The organism is Nostoc sp., assembly GCF_036916655.1.
In the GTDB taxonomy this organism is placed as follows: Bacteria; Cyanobacteriota; Cyanobacteriia; order Cyanobacteriales; family Nostocaceae; genus Nostoc.
This window is the reverse complement of the sequence record NZ_JBALFY010000093.1, coordinates 149,488-167,220: the sequence shown is the minus strand read 5'-3', so window position 1 is coordinate 167,220 and position 17,733 is coordinate 149,488. Positions and strand designations below refer to the sequence as shown.

The 17,733-nt window shown below is 40.3% G+C and carries 14 protein-coding genes; 9 read left to right on the top strand and 5 right to left on the bottom strand.

Annotation, left to right across the window (positions count from 1 at the left end):
- Window positions 1–198: 198 nt before the first annotated feature.
- The gene (locus tag V7L31_RS24830; protein ID WP_334698732.1) at window positions 199–432 is read right to left on the bottom strand and encodes a Nif11-like leader peptide family natural product precursor; all 234 of its coding nucleotides are present in this window, start codon (window positions 430–432) and stop codon (window positions 199–201) included.
- 532 nt (window positions 433–964) lie between these two features.
- On the opposite strand from V7L31_RS24830, the gene rplU reads away from it, so the two are divergent.
- The gene (gene rplU, locus V7L31_RS24825; RefSeq protein WP_334698731.1) at window positions 965–1,372 is read left to right on the top strand and encodes a 50S ribosomal protein L21; all 408 of its coding nucleotides are present in this window, start codon (window positions 965–967) and stop codon (window positions 1,370–1,372) included.
- Window positions 1,373–1,401: 29 nt separating this feature from the next.
- On the top strand, window positions 1,402–1,701 hold the full coding sequence (gene rpmA / locus V7L31_RS24820; RefSeq protein ID WP_334698730.1) for a 50S ribosomal protein L27: 300 nt from the start codon (window positions 1,402–1,404) through the stop codon (window positions 1,699–1,701).
- A gap of 657 nt (window positions 1,702–2,358) precedes the next feature.
- On the opposite strand, the gene V7L31_RS24815 is transcribed toward rpmA, so the two are convergent.
- Window positions 2,359–3,351: a hypothetical protein gene (locus V7L31_RS24815; protein ID WP_334698729.1), complete on the bottom strand. Its 993-nt coding sequence runs from the start codon at window positions 3,349–3,351 to the stop codon at window positions 2,359–2,361.
- Window positions 3,352–3,584: 233 nt separating this feature from the next.
- Between V7L31_RS24815 and V7L31_RS24810 the strand changes: the two genes are divergently transcribed.
- Window positions 3,585–4,304, top strand: coding sequence for a molybdopterin-dependent oxidoreductase (locus V7L31_RS24810; RefSeq protein ID WP_334698728.1), 720 nt, complete (start codon window positions 3,585–3,587; stop codon window positions 4,302–4,304).
- Window positions 4,305–4,515: 211 nt separating this feature from the next.
- Here the strand turns inward: V7L31_RS24810 and V7L31_RS24805 are convergent, their stop codons facing one another.
- From V7L31_RS24805 to V7L31_RS24795, 3 genes are all read right to left on the bottom strand, one after another.
- Window positions 4,516–5,391 carry a GNAT family N-acetyltransferase gene (locus tag V7L31_RS24805; RefSeq protein ID WP_334698727.1) on the bottom strand — a complete coding sequence of 292 codons (876 nt, stop codon included), beginning with the start codon at window positions 5,389–5,391 and terminating at the stop codon, window positions 4,516–4,518.
- A gap of 301 nt (window positions 5,392–5,692) precedes the next feature.
- Window positions 5,693–7,783, bottom strand: coding sequence for a LysR family transcriptional regulator (locus V7L31_RS24800; RefSeq protein WP_334698726.1), 2,091 nt, complete (start codon window positions 7,781–7,783; stop codon window positions 5,693–5,695).
- A gap of 23 nt (window positions 7,784–7,806) precedes the next feature.
- Entirely contained in the window at window positions 7,807–8,856 is a 1,050-nt protein-coding gene (locus V7L31_RS24795) for an LLM class flavin-dependent oxidoreductase (RefSeq protein WP_334698725.1), read from the bottom strand.
- A gap of 570 nt (window positions 8,857–9,426) precedes the next feature.
- Here V7L31_RS24795 and sfnG point away from each other — a divergent pair.
- The 6 genes from sfnG (at window position 9,427) to V7L31_RS24765 (ending at window position 17,701) form a co-directional block, all read left to right on the top strand.
- On the top strand, window positions 9,427–10,524 hold the full coding sequence (gene sfnG, locus V7L31_RS24790) for a dimethylsulfone monooxygenase SfnG (RefSeq protein WP_334698724.1): 1,098 nt from the start codon (window positions 9,427–9,429) through the stop codon (window positions 10,522–10,524).
- Between the two features lie 215 nt (window positions 10,525–10,739).
- Window positions 10,740–11,180, top strand: coding sequence for an NUDIX hydrolase (locus tag V7L31_RS24785; protein ID WP_334698723.1), 441 nt, complete (start codon window positions 10,740–10,742; stop codon window positions 11,178–11,180).
- 244 nt (window positions 11,181–11,424) lie between these two features.
- The gene (locus tag V7L31_RS24780; protein WP_334698722.1) at window positions 11,425–12,633 is read left to right on the top strand and encodes an SfnB family sulfur acquisition oxidoreductase; all 1,209 of its coding nucleotides are present in this window, start codon (window positions 11,425–11,427) and stop codon (window positions 12,631–12,633) included.
- Between the two features lie 214 nt (window positions 12,634–12,847).
- A complete protein-coding gene (locus tag V7L31_RS24775; RefSeq protein WP_334698721.1) occupies window positions 12,848–13,003 on the top strand; it encodes a hypothetical protein in 156 nt (51 codons plus the stop codon).
- Between the two features lie 354 nt (window positions 13,004–13,357).
- Entirely contained in the window at window positions 13,358–15,784 is a 2,427-nt protein-coding gene (locus tag V7L31_RS24770) for an arylsulfatase (protein WP_334698720.1), read from the top strand.
- A 477-nt stretch (window positions 15,785–16,261) separates the two neighbouring features.
- Complete coding sequence (locus V7L31_RS24765) at window positions 16,262–17,701, top strand: hypothetical protein (RefSeq protein WP_334698719.1); 1,440 nt, start codon at window positions 16,262–16,264, stop codon at window positions 17,699–17,701.
- The last annotated feature ends 32 nt before the right edge of the window (window positions 17,702–17,733 follow it).

Below are 17,733 nucleotides of genomic sequence, written 5' to 3'. Positions count from 1 at the left end.
TCTCACGCTCCTAAGAGTGAGGTATGGGATGAATTTTTATTTTAACTAACTCATGAGTTAAGGAGGTGAAAAGATAGGAAGTAGAGTTGCTTAATTTAATAAGAATGCCCCTAAAAGGGATGATGCAACGGTATCCCTTTGAGGAGCAAAACTTGTCAATTCAGTTATCTTTATACTTTCGGTTTCCTAGAACAATAATTATCTAGGATTAATGTGGCGTCTATTCCCCCATCCTGGATTGAGAATAGCGGCTAAATCTTCTTCAGATAATTTGCTGATCTCACTATCCAGTTCTTTAGAGGTGAAATCATAGCCACGCTCTTGAGCAATTTTGATGAAGGCGTCTGGATCGGCTGTTGCTTTGAGTCTTTGCTGTAACGCTTGATCTTCTTTTACAGCTTGAAAAAGTCGGGCAGCATTTTGCTGGGTCATGACAATCAATCTCCTGTTTGAAATATCACGTTTGAATGTGATAGTTTAACTCTTGAGGATTCACTAACTTTTGTAAATAATTTATAAATGGAATTCCTTACATTTCATCTTAAAACAAAAAAGAAAGATGTGTTGATTTTGATAAAAAAGTATAACTTTCAAACTAATATTAACGTTAATTTTTTTGTAAAATCAGCCCTAAGATGGTAGCAATTTTTATCTAACAATAATTAAGTCTGATTTCTTGTAAATACAATTTACATTCATGCAGGTGAGCGATGTTCATAACGACTATTGGCTAATTTCTCCCCACACTCTTGAAAAATGATTTTTTCTTTTTAGGCAGAGGAGACAGCAATGCCAAACGTAAAAATCCTGTTAAAGCTTGACTTGACACCTATTAATAAAATAGGATATTAGATTGTCTGTCTAATTCCTGCTCGGATCAGGTAGACATATTACAAAGGCTGGCAAAAACGTCTTCATAAGAGATAAAACCAGCTACCTGTACGGCAACCTCAAGGACAATTCCATGACCTACGCGATTATTGAAACTGGCGGCAAACAAATACGAGTAGAGCCAGGTCGGTTTTACGACATTGAACTGCTAGCGATTGAACCAGATGAAAAAGTTACAATAGATTCCGTATTGCTCGTGCAGCACGATGGCGAAGTCACCATTGGACAGCCACTAGTGACGGGAGCGACTGTAGAAGGGACTGTATTGCGACATTACAGAGGTCGTAAAGTCCTGGTATACAAAATGAAACCGAAAAAGAAAACCCGCAAAAAACGGGGGCATCGTCAGGAAATTACCAGACTTTTGATAGACTCCATCACCCTTAACGGTGCAGTGTTTGCTGCCGAAGGAGAACCGGAGAAGGAAACCCCCGTTATCGATGAAAATCCTGCCGAAGAACTAGAAACTGCTGCTGAATAATAAAAGAAGTAGATACACAAGAGGAAATTATGGCTCATAAGAAAGGAACAGGTAGTACACGTAACGGTCGTGATTCTAATGCTCAACGTCTGGGTGTTAAGCGTTATGGCGGTCAAGTTGTACGTGCAGGAAACATTCTCGTGCGTCAGCGTGGTACCAAATTCCACCCTGGTAACAATGTCGGTATTGGTAGCGATGACACTCTGTTTGCCTTAATCGACGGTGTTGTAACCTTTGAGAGAAAAGGCAAAACCCGTAAAAAAGTTAGTGTTTATTTACCTGTAGTTGCTGCTGTTGAGGCGGCTCCTGCTGAAGCAGTAGCAAGTTAGAGTATTAGGGTGGGAATTATGCCATAGGTGTCAACTTAAGCTGGAAATAGCTTAACTGTTGGCTTCCATGCCCGCCCGGAAATAAATAAATGAGTAATGAGTAATGAGTAATAAGTAATAAGTAATACCCATTACTTGTTACTTATTACTTCAAAAATAAATTTTGTTGGCTTTTAGCTTAAGTCTACTGAAGTAGACTGGAGATTTTTAGTCATCTGAAGATGACTTTAGCTATGAGACGGGAATTGAAATTCCCGGCGGACAAGTGGGTTCACGTTAAGTTGACACTAATGGAATTATGCCCACCTTAATTGCTAGTTATAGCGTTTCCCATTCAAATGGGTTACAACGTTATATCGCCAGGTGTAAGAAACATACCGCATTGGTGTCAACTTAACGTCAAAGCAAGTCTAGAACTAGCTTTTACATTGCCTCGTTCCCAGTCTCCGACTGGGAATGCTCGTCTTTGAGGCTCCGCCTCTCGAACTCGCGGCAGAGCCGCTTTTGAGTTGCGTTTCCAGCCTCAGGATAGAAACGAGGTTTTAAATGACGTGTCCCTACGGATGTATCCCATGTAAAGGATAATTGTTATAGCACTGATGTGACAATCAGATTTGCATAAAAAATATTAATTAATATTCACTCAACTTTTACCCCCTAATCTAAAAAATAAGTTCCTAACTCTTTTATTCTCTCTACCCAACCTTTTACCTCATCAGCCACTTTATACTTCCATTGAAGTTGAAGTAGTTCTCTAGTATGAGAATCATCAAATATAACTTTGTCTTTGTTTTCAAAGACTGGCGCCAGAAATTCTACTTGAGCAGCTTCGGCAAATAAAGTTGACACTTGGCTAACACTCAAATTTTCAGGCGCGGCAAGGTAATGTCCTCCTTTGGAGCCAAATCGCGCTACACCAATGTAGCAGTCTGCTAAATCTTCAACATGAATCCACGCGGTCATAAAATCTGGTGGAAATGGCTGAGAGCCTTGGTGTGGTTTCCCTGTAATGAACTGCTGAATTGCAAAATCCCAGAAACCGCCACGAGTTGGGGCTGAACCATATACTGATGAAGGATAGACAATCGAGGCGTTACCGCCATTGCTGATATATTCTTCTACTAGCCCATCTTTCAACACATTTACACCTGCTAGTAAGTCAAGACATATTAAATATTCGGGCAGTATATAACCTTTTGGCGGAGGTGTTTCTGTTATTCGTCCTCCATTGGTGGTAATCAAAGAGAAATTCCCACTGGTTGTAATTACATGAATATCTGGTGAAACTGCACTAGCACCGTGTAAAGCAGCTTCTAATGGTACACGGTCGAAAGCGAATTGAGCTTCTTTGGTTGATTCTAGAGGTATGTGCCACGCTACATTAATTACTGTTGTAATATCATGTTTGCGAATTGCTTGTGCAACATCATTGCTGGAAATATCTGCCTCTTGAGAGCGGATTATTTCTTTGCAAAAAGGTTTTATACCCTCAATATCACTACTCGGTCGCACAAGTGCCAATGCGGCAAAATCTTCTGTCTGAGAAAACTTACGGCACAGCGCTCCGCCAATATAGCCGCCTGCACCTATAATCAGGACATTTTTCACGGAAGAGCTTTTTTCGGATGAAAATTCTTTGTTGTTTGACATATTTGAAATTTGTAGCTAATCAGCTTTTTGATATTTCTAAAATAGCGCTTAAGACAAATTAAATATCGGCTGTAGTCTTGACTACGATAGATATCTGAGAAAATGCTGAGAATTAACTAAAGTTCACTTTATCACTGTTCCGACTGTCATACTATTTACAATTGCTCATTCCTTACTTGCTCTGAAGCTAGGAAGCATCCGTCTAGTTAAATCTATGTTCCTGTAGAGGTTCTATGAGTCTGATTCTTCCCAAACGCACATTATCCCGTCGTCGGTTATTGCAACTATCTGGACTTTCAGGGGTAGGTTTTCTTTTAGGTGGCTGTGGGACAAATTTGTTCTCAGATAATCTGCGGCAAATATCTGAGCCACTAAACCAAAGTTTTGAAGCACTGCTGCTAAGTCAAAAATTAGTACCTGAATTTTCTGTCAATGCCATAGAAGCAGATAACTTGCTGGTTAATTCCTTTAACTTCACTCCGCAAATTGATCCGGCGCGGTTTCGCCTGATGATTGATGGTGAGGTTAATAACGCGATGCAATTGAGTATGGCAGATATTCAAAAACTTCCCTTGACTTCAATGGTAATTCGTCATGTCTGTGTTGAAGGCTGGGCTGCGATCGTTCAATGGGGAGGTGTACGATTGCGGGATTTAGTAGCGCTGGTACAGCCTAAGTCAAACGTCCGCTATGTCTATTTTAAATCTGCTGATGGCTATTACGAAAGCTGGGATATTGCCTCTGCTATACATCCCCAAACTCTCATGGCTTATGAAAAGAATGGACAACCATTATCAGCTGATAATGGTGCGCCTATGCGCCTAGCATCTCCAATAAAACTGGGATACAAGCAAAGCAAGTGGGTAACTCAAATTACATTCGTCAGCAATTTATTACCAACTAAAAAAGGCTATTGGGAAGATCAGGGCTATGAGTGGTTTGCAGGGTTATAAGGTAGACAAGAAGCTAATCTAGATCGGGTTCAACGCCTAGCGATCGCAATTGTGCAATCAACCGTTCAGTCCGTTGTCTTGGTCGGCAATACATCTTTTAGCGATCGCGGCGGGTCAGTTTGATACATCATAAAGCAGTCCTGATGATAAAACTCTCAGTTCTATTATGATTGAACGCACTTTGAATAATTGAATCCAAAATCTAAAAAATCTAAAATTTCGATGTTTCTTCAAACAACACTAAGCCATATTTCTCGCCAGTCGGCAAAAAGCCAATTCCTCGATAAACTGCTTGGGCTGCTTGGTTATGATCACCTGTAAATAGGATGGCACGTTTTACTAAGAGCGATCGCGCATTTAACAACGAACCTGCTACCACACTTTTCGCGTAGCCTTTACCCCGCAATTCTGGCGGTGTCCAAACTCCACCAATTTGCACAATATCAGGCAAGCTGGCATTAAAGGCAGAGTAAGCAACTAGAGTATCTCCTGCTACTAAAACCCAATGCGTAGCTGTAGCTTGACGGGCTTCAATTACGAGACGGCAAGCTGAATGCAAGCTGTTAGTTTCTATTTGTCCTAAAGCTTCCACGTTATAAGCAACGCACCATTCAGTGAGTAATTCTAACTCCTCTGGATATGGTAAACGACACTGCAACTTTGCCGATGCTAAGGCTTGGGGTATTTGTAAATCTGGCAGTGCTAGAGAAAACAATATCTCAGATTCATCAAGCTGAGTTGGTCGGTTGCTAAGTCCCAAAATGCTTTTTGTTGCTTCGACTTGTGCCGCTGGCCCGCTAATTCCAGAGATGGTACGTCCAGATTGTGTCACAACTGCTTGCACCACCTCTGATAAATATACAGGGGCTTGGACTATTACCATCCCATTCCAAAAGTGGGCTGCAACTGCAACTATAGTTTCATCCATATAGGCTGCTATGTAAGTTCCTTGAAATCTGGCACCTTGGTCAAGCAGTCCCGCAGCTCGCCAATTAGAGCGCAAAAACATAGAAGTATCAGTGTGTTGCAAGAGAAATGCTTCCAACAATACTTCATCACCAGGTTGCAGAGTTCTAAAAGTAGGCACAAAAAACTCCTGAATAAATATACCAGGTGATTAGAAATCGCGGCGACAAAAACCTAGTCCTCAAAGAATTTTAAACCCACGGAGGTGGGTAAAGTCTCGTATGGCCGCGAATTCTATGAGACTGTTGGTCAATTCACGGTGGGTTTGACCCTTCACCCTTAAAACATTGATTTGGCCTTGCTTTCCCGCCCTGAAATAAATTTCGGGCTAATAGTTCAAGTCCGTTTCAACGGACTGAAATCACAGTAATGAGGAATGATGGGTTAGACTCCCTATTAATTCGCCAGGACTATGTGTGTTTTTACGCTGTTTCAATAGGCGTTGAACCCTCATAAATTGGCAAAGGTATTGGTAGCGGTAGATTATCTTTATCATAAAGGACTTTTAGATGTCTGCTAAACTGTTCCTCAACAAAATAGCTGCTAGAAAACTCACTCGCAAAAGAAACCTGATGAAAGTGATAATCTAGATTCAACAAATTGTAGACAAGTCTTAAAAAATAATCATCTATCCAAAAATCTACATCAAATAGTGAAATTCCATATTTTCCTTCTAACCGACGATTTAAAGTTTTCAGTAACCAAGACCATTGAGGTTTGAGGGTCGGATCGATACGATTACCAAATACAGGATTAAAAAACTGATTTACTTGAGTTGTCCTAACATCACTCACTTTAGTTAATAAATCTGCCGCATTGATGGGAGATGAATTGAACCAATAGTTAGCAACTACTAAATCGTGTAAATAAGCAACTACAATTTTCGGATTTTCTTTAATGAACTGTGAACGACAAACAATTCCTCTGATGGATGGAATTCTTAAACTAATTGTTTGAGATAAAGGTAGCTTTCTGACAAAAGCATAAGCTTCTAAAATTGAGGCAAAAGTATGACAACATACGTAAGCATCTATAGTTTTATTTGCCAAGCTCTTGCTTGCTTTACGAGGATCTTCATTCACTAACCTGCAATCTTTACTGACATCCATATCATAGAGATCAAAAAGAGTGATGATGAACCTATGAGCATTTGAACCAAATAAGGTAGAAATTCGTTTACCTTTTAAATCCTGGACAGTGTTTATCGAAGAATCTTTATGTAGAACAATATTGATATCTTGACCCAAAATATTATAAGAAGCAATTCCAATTAATTTAGAACCAAAACTTAAATCATCAAAAAATTGGCTACCATTATTCAAAAGAGAAATATCATCTAAAATACAAATATCTAGTTCTCCCCGTTTCATCTGACGGTTCATTTGTTCGCCAGAAGCAAATTGCAGAATTTGTAACTCAAAATCTCGATTAATTTCAACATTTTTGAAAATAGCCTGTTCCAGTGATGATGCTCTCTGTAAATCAGAAATATACTTAGTTCCATATCCAGCAATAAACTGTCCTATGGAATCCCTCTGAATACCTATCCTGAGAATATTTTCTTCTTTGGGAGAACTGCTACCTAAAAATAGATTTACATTGGGTAAACTTTCTAAGTTATCTTGATCTAGTCTAAAACTTCTCACCAAACTCTCTGCGGATATTAACAATTCACTAAAGCGCGGAACATGAAGATAAATTCCATATTCGTTAACATCTTGAATCGGAAAAATTAAGGCTTCGTATTCAGATATTATATTAGTTTGACAAAAGTCAGGTAAAATTGTTAGTTTTTGATTTTTTGAAGCATAGTTGAGTACGTCTTGATAACTATGTAGCACTTGTACGCCACTTAATTTATTTATCAAAAATCCATTTTTAGATAGTTCCTGATGAACCTCGTCTAAAAGCACAACATCAGCCAGATCGATATCATTTATTTTAACTAAGCTACGCTCATTGAGATATTTACTTGCTCCAAAGGATACCAACAGCATTTTATGAGTTGTTAATCTAGTGCAGTGATGTTCTTCTTTATATCCAGCGCAACTGTTGAGCAAGAGATCCATTTCTATGAGTTGAGAATTTGAAAAAAAGCTGCTATCTTTAACTGCAATCTCTTTAATATTTCTACCCGGAAAACAAAGCTGAAATCGCTGCAAATATTGTTGGAGCCAAACTTCTAAAATTAAATTAGTAGCTCCCAATGTCAAATCTTCGCCCTCTGCGCTAAATGTTGCCTGAAATTCTTCTTGCAGATTTTCTACAGTTTCTACAACATTAAGTGTCTGGGAAATCAATTTTCTGCCTTTATTAGTCAAGCATATAGAGCCAGGAGAGCGATTTAGGAGAATTACTCCGAAATAATCCTCTATTTGTTTGACTTTTTTACTAATTAGTGCCTGACTATAACCTAGCTTTTGCGCGGCTTTAGAAAAGCTACCACAGTCATCTACTGCTTTTAAGATTTTGAGGTGATTTAGGGTAATATCTTCGAGTTTAATCTTATTCATACTAGGTAAGGCAAGATTTTTAACTACAACGTAATTAAGCTACTCTGTTGTGCATATTCGGAAATAACTAGTTTGTGAAAGCGAATAGTATCTTCCAACATAGATTCAAATTTGAGTACTATTAAGTCAACGCCAACGGCTTCGTATTCTTTCAGACGTTGAATAACAGTATAGCGATCGCCAACCAGTTGAGCAGATAAACCGAGATTGGCTTCAATGGTTTGACTGATATCTAGTTTGTTGTGGGCAACTACGTTCGGATCGATTTGCTCTTGAAAGTACTTAATCTGCTCTTGATCAGCAGAACGATAAATCGCTTCTAATCTGGCTTCAGCTTGGGCGGTATGTTCGCCAACGATCGCAAAGGCACTCATTGCTACTTTAATCTTACGACCGTAGCGATCGCTAGCCAATGTTTTCACTTTCTGCACCAATGCTGCCGTTTTTTCAGGATCATCAGCATTGATAAATAGATAATCTCCCAAACGAGCCGCTAGGTTAATCGCCCTGTCTGATTCCCCAGCAATGAAAATGGGTGGTGTTGGTGTCGGACAATCTGCGAGAATACCACCCTTAATGGTGTAGTATTTACCAACATAATTAAAGCCTTCAATTGTCCACAGCCCCTTGATTACCTCAATATACTCTTCTAATCGGGCGTAGCGATCGCTGTGAGGTAGCCAGATATCTCCATAGCTTTCTACTTCTAATTTCCACCAACCTGCAATCCCACTCAGAGCAAATCTGCCGTTACTAAGTTGATTTTGAATGTTTGCACTCAAATTGGCCACCACCGCAGGCAGTTTAAAACCAGGTTGTACAGCCGCCACAATCTTGATCCTCTTGGTGTTCAAACTTGCTAAAGCTGCTGTAATCCAAGCATCAGCGACATTATAGTTAGGCCCATGAACTGCATTTAAGTAATGTTCAGGAATGTAATAGAAGTCATAACCTAACTCGTCTGCCTGAACTGCCAGTTTTACCAAATCTTGGGTAGATAAATTAGCCTCATGGTTGACAACCCGCAACCATCCACCACAGACCGGCGACCAAATTCCAAACTGAAGCGGCATAAATGTTTTTCCTGTGCTTTTTTTTACGAGGCATCAACTAAACTACGGCATCTACATCTTTTTACCGTGATTTAGTAGTCCACACTACCACATTTATTTCTGCTGTGTACAGTTGCCGATGATACATGAAAAGCAGTTTCTTATCACGATATGGAATAGTGTAGATATTTTGTCGAGTCCTGATTCCTGAATGCCTTGACTGAATCAGGATAACAGCTAGCAAAATAAAAAATAATTAAATACTCGGCAAAATTAGGCTGTATTCCAAAATGGAATATAGAAATGGAATTTAAGTATATCGAATCACGACATCAGAAAAATTGTTGTGATAGAGTCTGATTCATTCAAAACTACGGTAGGGCGATCGGGTTATAGTATATTATTGCCATCAGAGATTTGTCTACTTGTAAACTCAGAGTAGTTTTCAACCGCTCTCAAGCTTTCGATTTTGACTAAAATTTTGCCCTATCAAGTTTTAGCTGATTTGTTAGTGATGACAAATTCGGCTTTGTTGCATCACTTGCAAACTTAGATAAATAACCAAACAATTTCAATTACAAACGCACAATTATGGTAGATATTAAGTTCGCATACTGGATTCCCAACGTTAGCGGTGGGTTAGTTGTTAGTAAAATTCCCCAACGCACAGATTGGACTTACGAATATAATGCTCAACTAGCTCAGACGGCTGAAGAAGTTGGATTTGAATATGCTCTAGCACAAGCCAGATTTATCGCTAGTTATGGCGCTGAGTACCAGCTAGAGGCACTTACAACTGTATCGGCTCTAGCTCCTGTCACCAAGAAATTGAAATTGATTGCAGCAGTTCACCCTGGATTGTGGCATCCGGGAGTAGTTGCCAAAATCGGTGCTAGTATTGATTTTCTCTCTAACGGTCGGTTTGCTCTAAATGTAGTTAGCGGTTGGTTCAAAGACGAATTCACTATATATGGTGAACATTGGTTAGACCATGACGAACGCTATCGTCGTTCAGAAGAATTTATCCGGGTTCTCAAAGGTTTGTGGACTGAGGATGAGTTTCACTTTAAGGGCGACTTTTATCGTATTAACGGCGGTTGGGTGAAGCCTAGACCAGTTAATCAGAATCCCCACCCGGAGATATTCCAAGGTGGTAACTCCAAAGCAGCGCGGCGGATGGCTGGCCGTGTCTCTGATTGGTATTTCATGAATGGCAACACCATAGAAGGTGTGAAAGAGCAGATTGCAGAGGTATCTGAATTAGCGAGTCTTGAAGGACGCACAATTAAGTTTGGTCTGAATTCCTTTATCATCGTGCGAGATACGGAAGCAGAAGCCCATGAAGTATTGCGCGATATTATTGCCCAAGCTGATGTAGAGGCTGTGAAAGGATTTGGCGAAGCGGTGAAACAGGCGGGAGCTTCGACTCGTGAAGGTCAGGGAATGTGGGCGAATTCCAATTTTGAAGACTTAGTGCAGTATAACGATGGCTTCCGTTCCGGCTTGATTGGTACGGCTGAACAAGTAGCTGAAAAGATTCGCCAGTTCCATGCAGCGGGAGTTGATTTAATTCTCGGTGGCTTCTTACACTACACAGATGATTTGCCAGCATTTGGTAAGACAGTAATCCCACTTGTGCGCGAACTTAAATCTAATCGTCGGACATCTGATGAGTTAGTTGGGGTGTAGATTAACACACACTTTATAAGAGTGGGTTTTGTTGAGCCAATCTGTTGAAATCACGGCTAAACCCACTTCTACAGCAACAGCGAAACGCTACGCAAATATCAACGTTTAACAATACCTCTGCCAATTTACGATGGTTCAACACCACAAGAAACGGGAACCATGTTTATGCAATCAAGAGCAAAGAAGGCAGTGGTAGTATTTTACTTATTTGTTCAATGACCATACTCATTCACGTTAGCGTTGTTATTCAATGGGAAAATCGAGTGTTGTTCGTTCAAGAAACAAAGCTCATAAACTACGGACGCTGGAATTTACCAGGTGGTCACATTGAATTTGGTGAAACTGTTCATCAAGCTGCTTTGCGTGAGGTTGTTGAAGAAACAAACCTTGCTGTGGTGCTGTTGCATCTGGTTGGAGTCTACACAGGTATTCGCAAGCCTGATAGTCATGCCATTCGATTTGTATTGACTGCAATACCTCAGAACAATTCGGCAGTAGCAGGTGCAGATATTCTAGCTGTGCAGTGGTTTGATTTAGATGAGTTAATCGAGCTTGATGATTCACAACTGGTAAGCCCAGATATGTTACGCCGCATTATTGCTGACCTAAAGCACAATCGGGTTTACCCTCTTGAAACCTTGATCGAGCCAGACTAAATAACAGATAAGTCAGGCTCTAAATGAGTCTTAGGGTGGGTTTGCATATATTGGGGACTGGGGGCTAGGGACTAGGAATTGGGTCAAATTGAATTTGAAGGATGGCCATCTTGTCTATCACCAACATTAGATGGGCAAGATGTCCATCCCTCAAATGGGATGTGCTAATCAAATACAGATATTTTGCCTTGTCTCATAGTAGTGGCGATTATGAGTCACTCAATCACAATCAAGGAGTTTTATCATGACATCAGTAATTAATACCGAACAAAAAGCCCATATTATTCGGGATGACAAAGAAGCGATCGCGATCGCTCACGAATTAGCAGCTGAGTTTGCCAAGGGAGACTCAGAACGCGACCAAAATCGGCGTTTACCTGCCCAAGAAGTAGAAAAGTTCTCCCAAAGTGGATTATGGGGAATTACAGTCCCGAAAGAATACGGCGGTGCTTTTGTCTCCAGTGCCACCCTCGCAGAAGTAATTAAAATCATCTCTGAAGCTGACTCTAGCCTCGGTCAAATTCCTCAAAACCACCTCTACATGGTGGAAGCAGTCCGGTTGGATGGTACAGATGAGCAGAAAAAGTTCTTCTTTGATTTGGTTCTACAAGGTAAACGCTTTGGTAACGCCTTCTCGGAAGTAGGTACTAAATCTGTCACTGATGTGCAGACAAAATTAACACCAGATGGATCTGACTTCGTACTCAACGGACGCAAATACTATTCTGCTGGCGCACTATTGGCACATTGGGTTCCTGTGATTGCCAGTAATCCAGATGGTAAGACAGTAGTGGCATTTGTTGAAAGAGATGCCGAAGGATTAACCCTACTCGATGATTGGACAAGCTTCGGGCAGCGTACCACTGCTAGCGGCACTACCATTATTGAAAATGTGAAAGTTAAAGCAGAACACGTGATTCCGCACTACCTAGCCTTTGAAAGGGCTACTCTAATGGGTGCGATCGCGCAAATCATCCAAGCCGCCGTAGACGTGGGAATTGCTAAAGCCGCAGTCCGTGACACCATCCACTTTGTCCGCAACTATACCCGCCCTTGGGTTGACAGCAATTTAGAAAAAGGCTACGAAGATCCTCTGACACTGTACAACTTAGGCAACGTCCAAATTCAGGTTCACGCTTCTGAAGCATTGCTGCGTCGTGCAGGCGAATTTCTTGACGTTGCCAACGAGTCAGGTTTAGAAGAACTCAAGGTAGTTGAAGCATCGATCGCAGTTGCCGAAGCCAAAGCCTTAGCCACCGAAGCAGCTTTACTAGCTACCAATAAGTTATTTGAACTAGCAGGTACTAAGTCCACATTGGAGGAATTCAACTACAATCGCCACTGGCGAAATGCCCGCGCTCACACACTCCACGATCCCGTGCGTTGGAAATACTACGCTGTTGGTAACTACTTCCTCAATGGTGTCTATCCCCCGCGCCATCCTTGGTTGTAATTGCAGCATTCTCTACTGGGGTGACTCAATTTTGGATTTTAGATTTTAGATTTTGGATTAGGAAATTTTTCAATCTAAAAGACGCTCATAGATTCGTTCGGCTTAACTAAGCGATCGCCAATCTAAAATTAAAAGATTTTTTAAATTTTGGGTTTTGAATTACTCAATTTCATTATCCAAAATTTAAAATCTAAAATTTACCAAATTTGAAGTTATGGGCGCACGTGCGACTAGTGCAAAATATGGCTTTGATCGCTATTGGCGTAATCTCCGCACGTTCACTCTCCACGATCCAGTAGATTACAAAATTCAAGATATCGGAAACTGGGCGTTAAATGATGAACTGCCAAAACCTAACTTTTATTCATAGTAGTCTGTCAAATTCATTTTCATTTTGACGGGTGGAGAGACGCGATAAATCGCCGTCTTTACAAGGAATCTATTCATCAATTATTTATTGTCTTTTACCAATGGTCTGCGATCGCCTCTTTAAAACTAGCTAGGCAATATTAGCGGGGAGTACCTTTACTGCATACTACGATAATTCGCTCAACATATAGTATGATATTTGCATTTATTTGTACTAGAAACAAAAAACTCTTAAACTCTTATTCCTCCGTGTCCTCTGCGCCTCTGTGGTGCGATTTTTTATGACCTCTGCGTAAGTCATGAGGTCTGATGATCTGTTGGCTTAACTACTATCGCTTGTCAGGAGGCAGGTCTGTTGAACAGAAAACGTAATTCATCATTCATTCAAAAAGTCAAGCAAAAACTTGTTTCACCCATCGCTTGGTTAGCACTGGTTGCGTTTAGCATTTTGCTAGTTATTAGCACAACGATCGCTAGCAGTTTCGCCCAGAACCCTGCTCAGGAAGCGGGTGATACAAGTACACAAGCCTATGCTGGATTTAAAGGCAAAATCGGCAGAACCTTTGCAGAATCAAGACCTTGGTGGAGTCCACAGCCACCAACAGCCAAAACATCTCTAGCTTCATCCCCTACCACCGCAGCGCCAAAAGAGGCTCCCAATATTGTTGTTTTTCTAATTGACGATCTGGGGTTTTCCGATTTAGGCCCCTACGGCTCAGAAATTAGTACGCCGAATATTGATAAATTGGCAGCTAACGGACTACGGTTTAGCAACTTTACCACCCATCAGCTTTGTTCCCCGACAAGAGCCGCCTTACTGACGGGATTAAATGCCCACTCTGCGGGTGTCGGTTGGGTTGCTGAGGGACACCCTGGTTTTCCCGGTTATGCGGGTGAGGTTCAGAGTAATGTCGTGACTCTAGCAGAAATTTTACGTAACAACGGCTATTCTACCCTGCTGGCCGGTAAGTGGCATTTGACTCAGACTTACGATCGCACCGCCACTGCTTCCTTCAATTCCTGGCCGTTACAACGAGGGTTTGAACATTTCTTTGGTTTCTTAGATGGATTGGAACATCCCCAGACACCACATATTCTTTACGAAGACAATAAAGCGATTTCAGTCGATCGCTATCCTGAGAATTTCCTCACCACCGATTACTGGACAGAAAAAGCGATCGCATTGCTCAAACAAGCAAAAACGAAGTCTCCAGACAAGCCATTTTTCTTGTATTTTGCTAACAATGCTGTTCATTCACCATTTAATATTCATCCAGCAGACCTCGCCAAATATCAAGGCAAGTATGATGCTGGCTGGGACGTGCTACGCCAGGAACGCTATCAGAAGCAACTTACATCAAAGCTAATTCCTGCTGACACTCAATTACCACCCCAAAATCCAGGGGTTAAAGCTTGGGATACACTATCGGCTGAGGATAAAAAACTATTTGCTCGTTATCAAGAGGCCTATGCAGCCTTCGTTGATAACTTAGATCAAAACTTTGGCAAACTCTATGATTATCTAGAGTCAATCAAGCAACTCGACAACACAATTATTATTGTTGCTTCTGATAATGGCGGTTCTGGAGAAGGCGGGGCAAATGGTACAACGAATGTAGCTCGTCATTACTCCGGTTTACCAGACGATAAAGCCTTAGATATCAGTCGGTTTGAGTTGATTGGTAGTCCTCAGACTGCGCCTCACTATCCCATTGGTTGGGCAACGGTTTCCAATACACCCTTAAAGCGTTACAAGTTCTTTACTCTTGGGGGTGGTAGACGGAATCCATTGATTGTTTCCTATCCAGCAAAAATCAAAGATCGGGGCGCTACCCGCACACAATTTACGCACATCACAGATATTACACCTACCATCCTGGAATTAACGGGGATTAAGCATCCCGACAAGTTTAACGGTAAACCGACGAAACCTCTGGAAGGTATTAGCTTTGCCTATCTCTTAAATGATGCCAATGCTCCAGAACAAAGAACTGAACAATACTATGAAAATTCCGGTAATCGAGGGTATTACAAAGATGGTTGGTATGCTGTCACCGAACATCAGACTGGGAAACCATTTAGTGATTCCGAGTGGCAATTATACAACCTGAACAAAGATTACTCTGAAAGCAACAATGTGGCGAAGGAGTATCCAGAAAAAGTCCAAGAACTGGCAGCAGCCTTTGATGCGGCGGCATTTAAGTATCAAGTTTATCCCCTGTTAGAATCCCCGCAACATGGAGGAGTCCCGCCTTATATCAAGGAGAAAGTCAAACCGAAGACATTCCATGCGGGTGACTCGGTACTAGAACCGGATATTTTGCCCTTGGTGAGCGATCGCGATTATACCATCCAGGTGCAGGCTCAATATAAAGCAGGCGATCGCGGGGTGATTCTGGCTCACGGTGGACAGGAGGCTGGTTACATCTTTTATATTGACAATGGCAAGCTGTTCTATGAACACAATAACTATGGTCAATCGATTAAATTTCCCCCAGTCTCGCTACAGCCAGGTAAACTTAACATCGATTTGAATTACGATGCACTGGGCAAACGCCAGGGATCGGGAACACTCTCTGTCAACGGTAAGCAAGTCGCAGCAGGTAAGCTGGGACTAACTTTTGGTGGCTTTCCCTATGAAGGATTGGACATCGGTAAAGATGCCCGTAGCCCTGTATCATGGGATCTCTACAAAAAATATGGGGTCTTTAAATACACAGGTGCGATCGAGCAAGTCAAATACGTACCGGGTTCCCCCGCGCCTGATGCCAAAGAGGAGTAGGGAATAAGTAGCATCCCTTCTTCTCAACTAGTTAAAGTTGTTTTTGTTTGTAAAGTGCGCCTCCAATGGAAGCGCACTTTTGTTTAGCTTTTTTAACTTGTAGTACATTAGCTGGTTCCATATAATACAATAGCCTCAGCTTGATAGTGGGAAAACTAAAGTAAGTTTCAATACGGTTCTAGGGAACTCCAATATTGTGGGGTGGGCATCTTGCCCGCCTAGTCCATAGGGTGGTCAAGATGCCCACCCCACAGGAGTTAATTGGATATTTTTTTATTTGGAAGTCCCTTAACCGAACAGCATTAAAGTAAGTTTCTCGCTGAAGTTTGGATTTAAAATTTGAAATAAATTAAATAAATTTTAAATTTTGTTGTTAAAAGTTTAAGAGGATGTTTTAAAAAGCAATCATTGACAATAATAAATATCAACTTAAGATAAAAGCCAGTCACCCAACTTTAGCAAATAATTGGAGGTAAAATGGTTTCTAATCAAAATATAACTGATGTAAGTGGTGAGGATTGGAATTTAGATGCAAGTAGGACATTAATTCAAGCACTGATCAAAGATTTTTATAAGAATAATTTAAATAGTTTTACAGATCCTCTTAAACAAGAAGGATTAATTGCAGCCGGAAAAGAAATATCTCAAATAATTATCTTGTTTAATAGACTGCAAAAACTCATCAATAGAAACGCACCACAGAATATTTGGTGGGATAGAATACCGAGGCTATTTATACCCGACAATAGGGATAAAACTCAAAGAGAACTGACTGAACTATCTAAAGCTTTAATATTTGCTATAGAAGCTCTACGCGAATCATCATCGAATATAAATATTGCTCAAGCTATTAGATTTGACGTTGAACAAATCGTTTGCAAATATGAGCATCCTTTAACAGGATTTATTATCAACCCATTTCTATCAGTTCATCGTTCACCCTCAACGACGACTAAAGTAATTTTTGGACTTATAAGTGCCGTTTTCATCTATGGAGGAATTACTTCTTCTTCTATCGCCGGACTTTGGATTTTTTCAGAACTTGTTAATTATTATAATAACAATAATTATAATATCAACAGAAAAGTATTGCAAAATGAAATAAAAGAAATTCAAAAATATACAGATAAGCGAGTAGAGCAAATTCAAAATAATGCTGAACAACAAAGTCAGCCAGAAAGCAAAAATCCGACTTCTGCAAATGATCTTAATAAATTAAAACAAAGTAAAGAAGAAATTAAAGAGTTAAGTATAATATCGCAAAAAAATGCAGAATTTAAGAGTACAGAACTGACAACATTAAATAGTAATCTTGCTGAATTAAATGCACAATATAGCAAAAGGCAAGCTGCAAACGAGAAGTATAATGAATTTCTTCTTCAACTAAGTCTAGCTATTGCAGCAGGAACATTAGGTAGTATTATCAGTATTTTAATCAGAATTGAAGAATTTCAGAAAAAGAAATATTCCGATCCACTAACTCCATTTCTTGTTGGTGCTTTTAAACCAATGATTGGAGGAGCATTTTCTGTTTTATTTTTAGCCTTAATTAACTCTGGAATCATCTTAATGTTTGTTAATCCCAGTGTCTTTAAGCTCAATACAACTACCAATCAAGAATCATCTCAAGACCAACAAAGGTCTCTAATTTTTGTAATAGCATTCGTTGTTGGTTTTAGTGAAAGACTTGCAAAAGATTTTATAGGTAAAGCAGAAGAAATAGCAGGTGCTAACCGAGATAACCCGGAATATAGACCAGTTATTCAGGAATTATCAAGCGATGTAGATAGTTTAAATACGTTGCCAATAAAAGCAGCTAATAGTGCAGTCGCTTCAAATAAACTGCCAAATAAAGTAGATGGCAATGATTTGCTAAATGTTGTAGAAGATTTGAACTCTAGTAAAAACGATCGCTAATCCCAATTTGAAAAATAATTGCGACAGATAGA

Bases quoted from the DNA above. Each gene is read 5' to 3' on its own strand.
- V7L31_RS24800 (WP_334698726.1), bottom strand. From the start codon at position 7,783: ATGAATAAGATTAAACTCGAAGATATTACCCTAAATCACCTCAAAATC.
- V7L31_RS24815 (WP_334698729.1), bottom strand. From the start codon at position 3,351: ATGTCAAACAACAAAGAATTTTCATCCGAAAAAAGCTCTTCCGTGAAA.
- V7L31_RS24785 (WP_334698723.1), top strand. From the start codon at position 10,740: ATGACCATACTCATTCACGTTAGCGTTGTTATTCAATGGGAAAATCGA.
- V7L31_RS24775 (WP_334698721.1), top strand. From the start codon at position 12,848: ATGGGCGCACGTGCGACTAGTGCAAAATATGGCTTTGATCGCTATTGG.
- V7L31_RS24830 (WP_334698732.1), bottom strand. From the start codon at position 432: ATGACCCAGCAAAATGCTGCCCGACTTTTTCAAGCTGTAAAAGAAGAT.
- sfnG (WP_334698724.1), top strand. From the start codon at position 9,427: ATGGTAGATATTAAGTTCGCATACTGGATTCCCAACGTTAGCGGTGGG.
- V7L31_RS24810 (WP_334698728.1), top strand. From the start codon at position 3,585: ATGAGTCTGATTCTTCCCAAACGCACATTATCCCGTCGTCGGTTATTG.
- rpmA (WP_334698730.1), top strand. From the start codon at position 1,402: ATGGCTCATAAGAAAGGAACAGGTAGTACACGTAACGGTCGTGATTCT.
- rplU (WP_334698731.1), top strand. From the start codon at position 965: ATGACCTACGCGATTATTGAAACTGGCGGCAAACAAATACGAGTAGAG.
- V7L31_RS24765 (WP_334698719.1), top strand. From the start codon at position 16,262: ATGGTTTCTAATCAAAATATAACTGATGTAAGTGGTGAGGATTGGAAT.
- V7L31_RS24795 (WP_334698725.1), bottom strand. From the start codon at position 8,856: ATGCCGCTTCAGTTTGGAATTTGGTCGCCGGTCTGTGGTGGATGGTTG.
- V7L31_RS24780 (WP_334698722.1), top strand. From the start codon at position 11,425: ATGACATCAGTAATTAATACCGAACAAAAAGCCCATATTATTCGGGAT.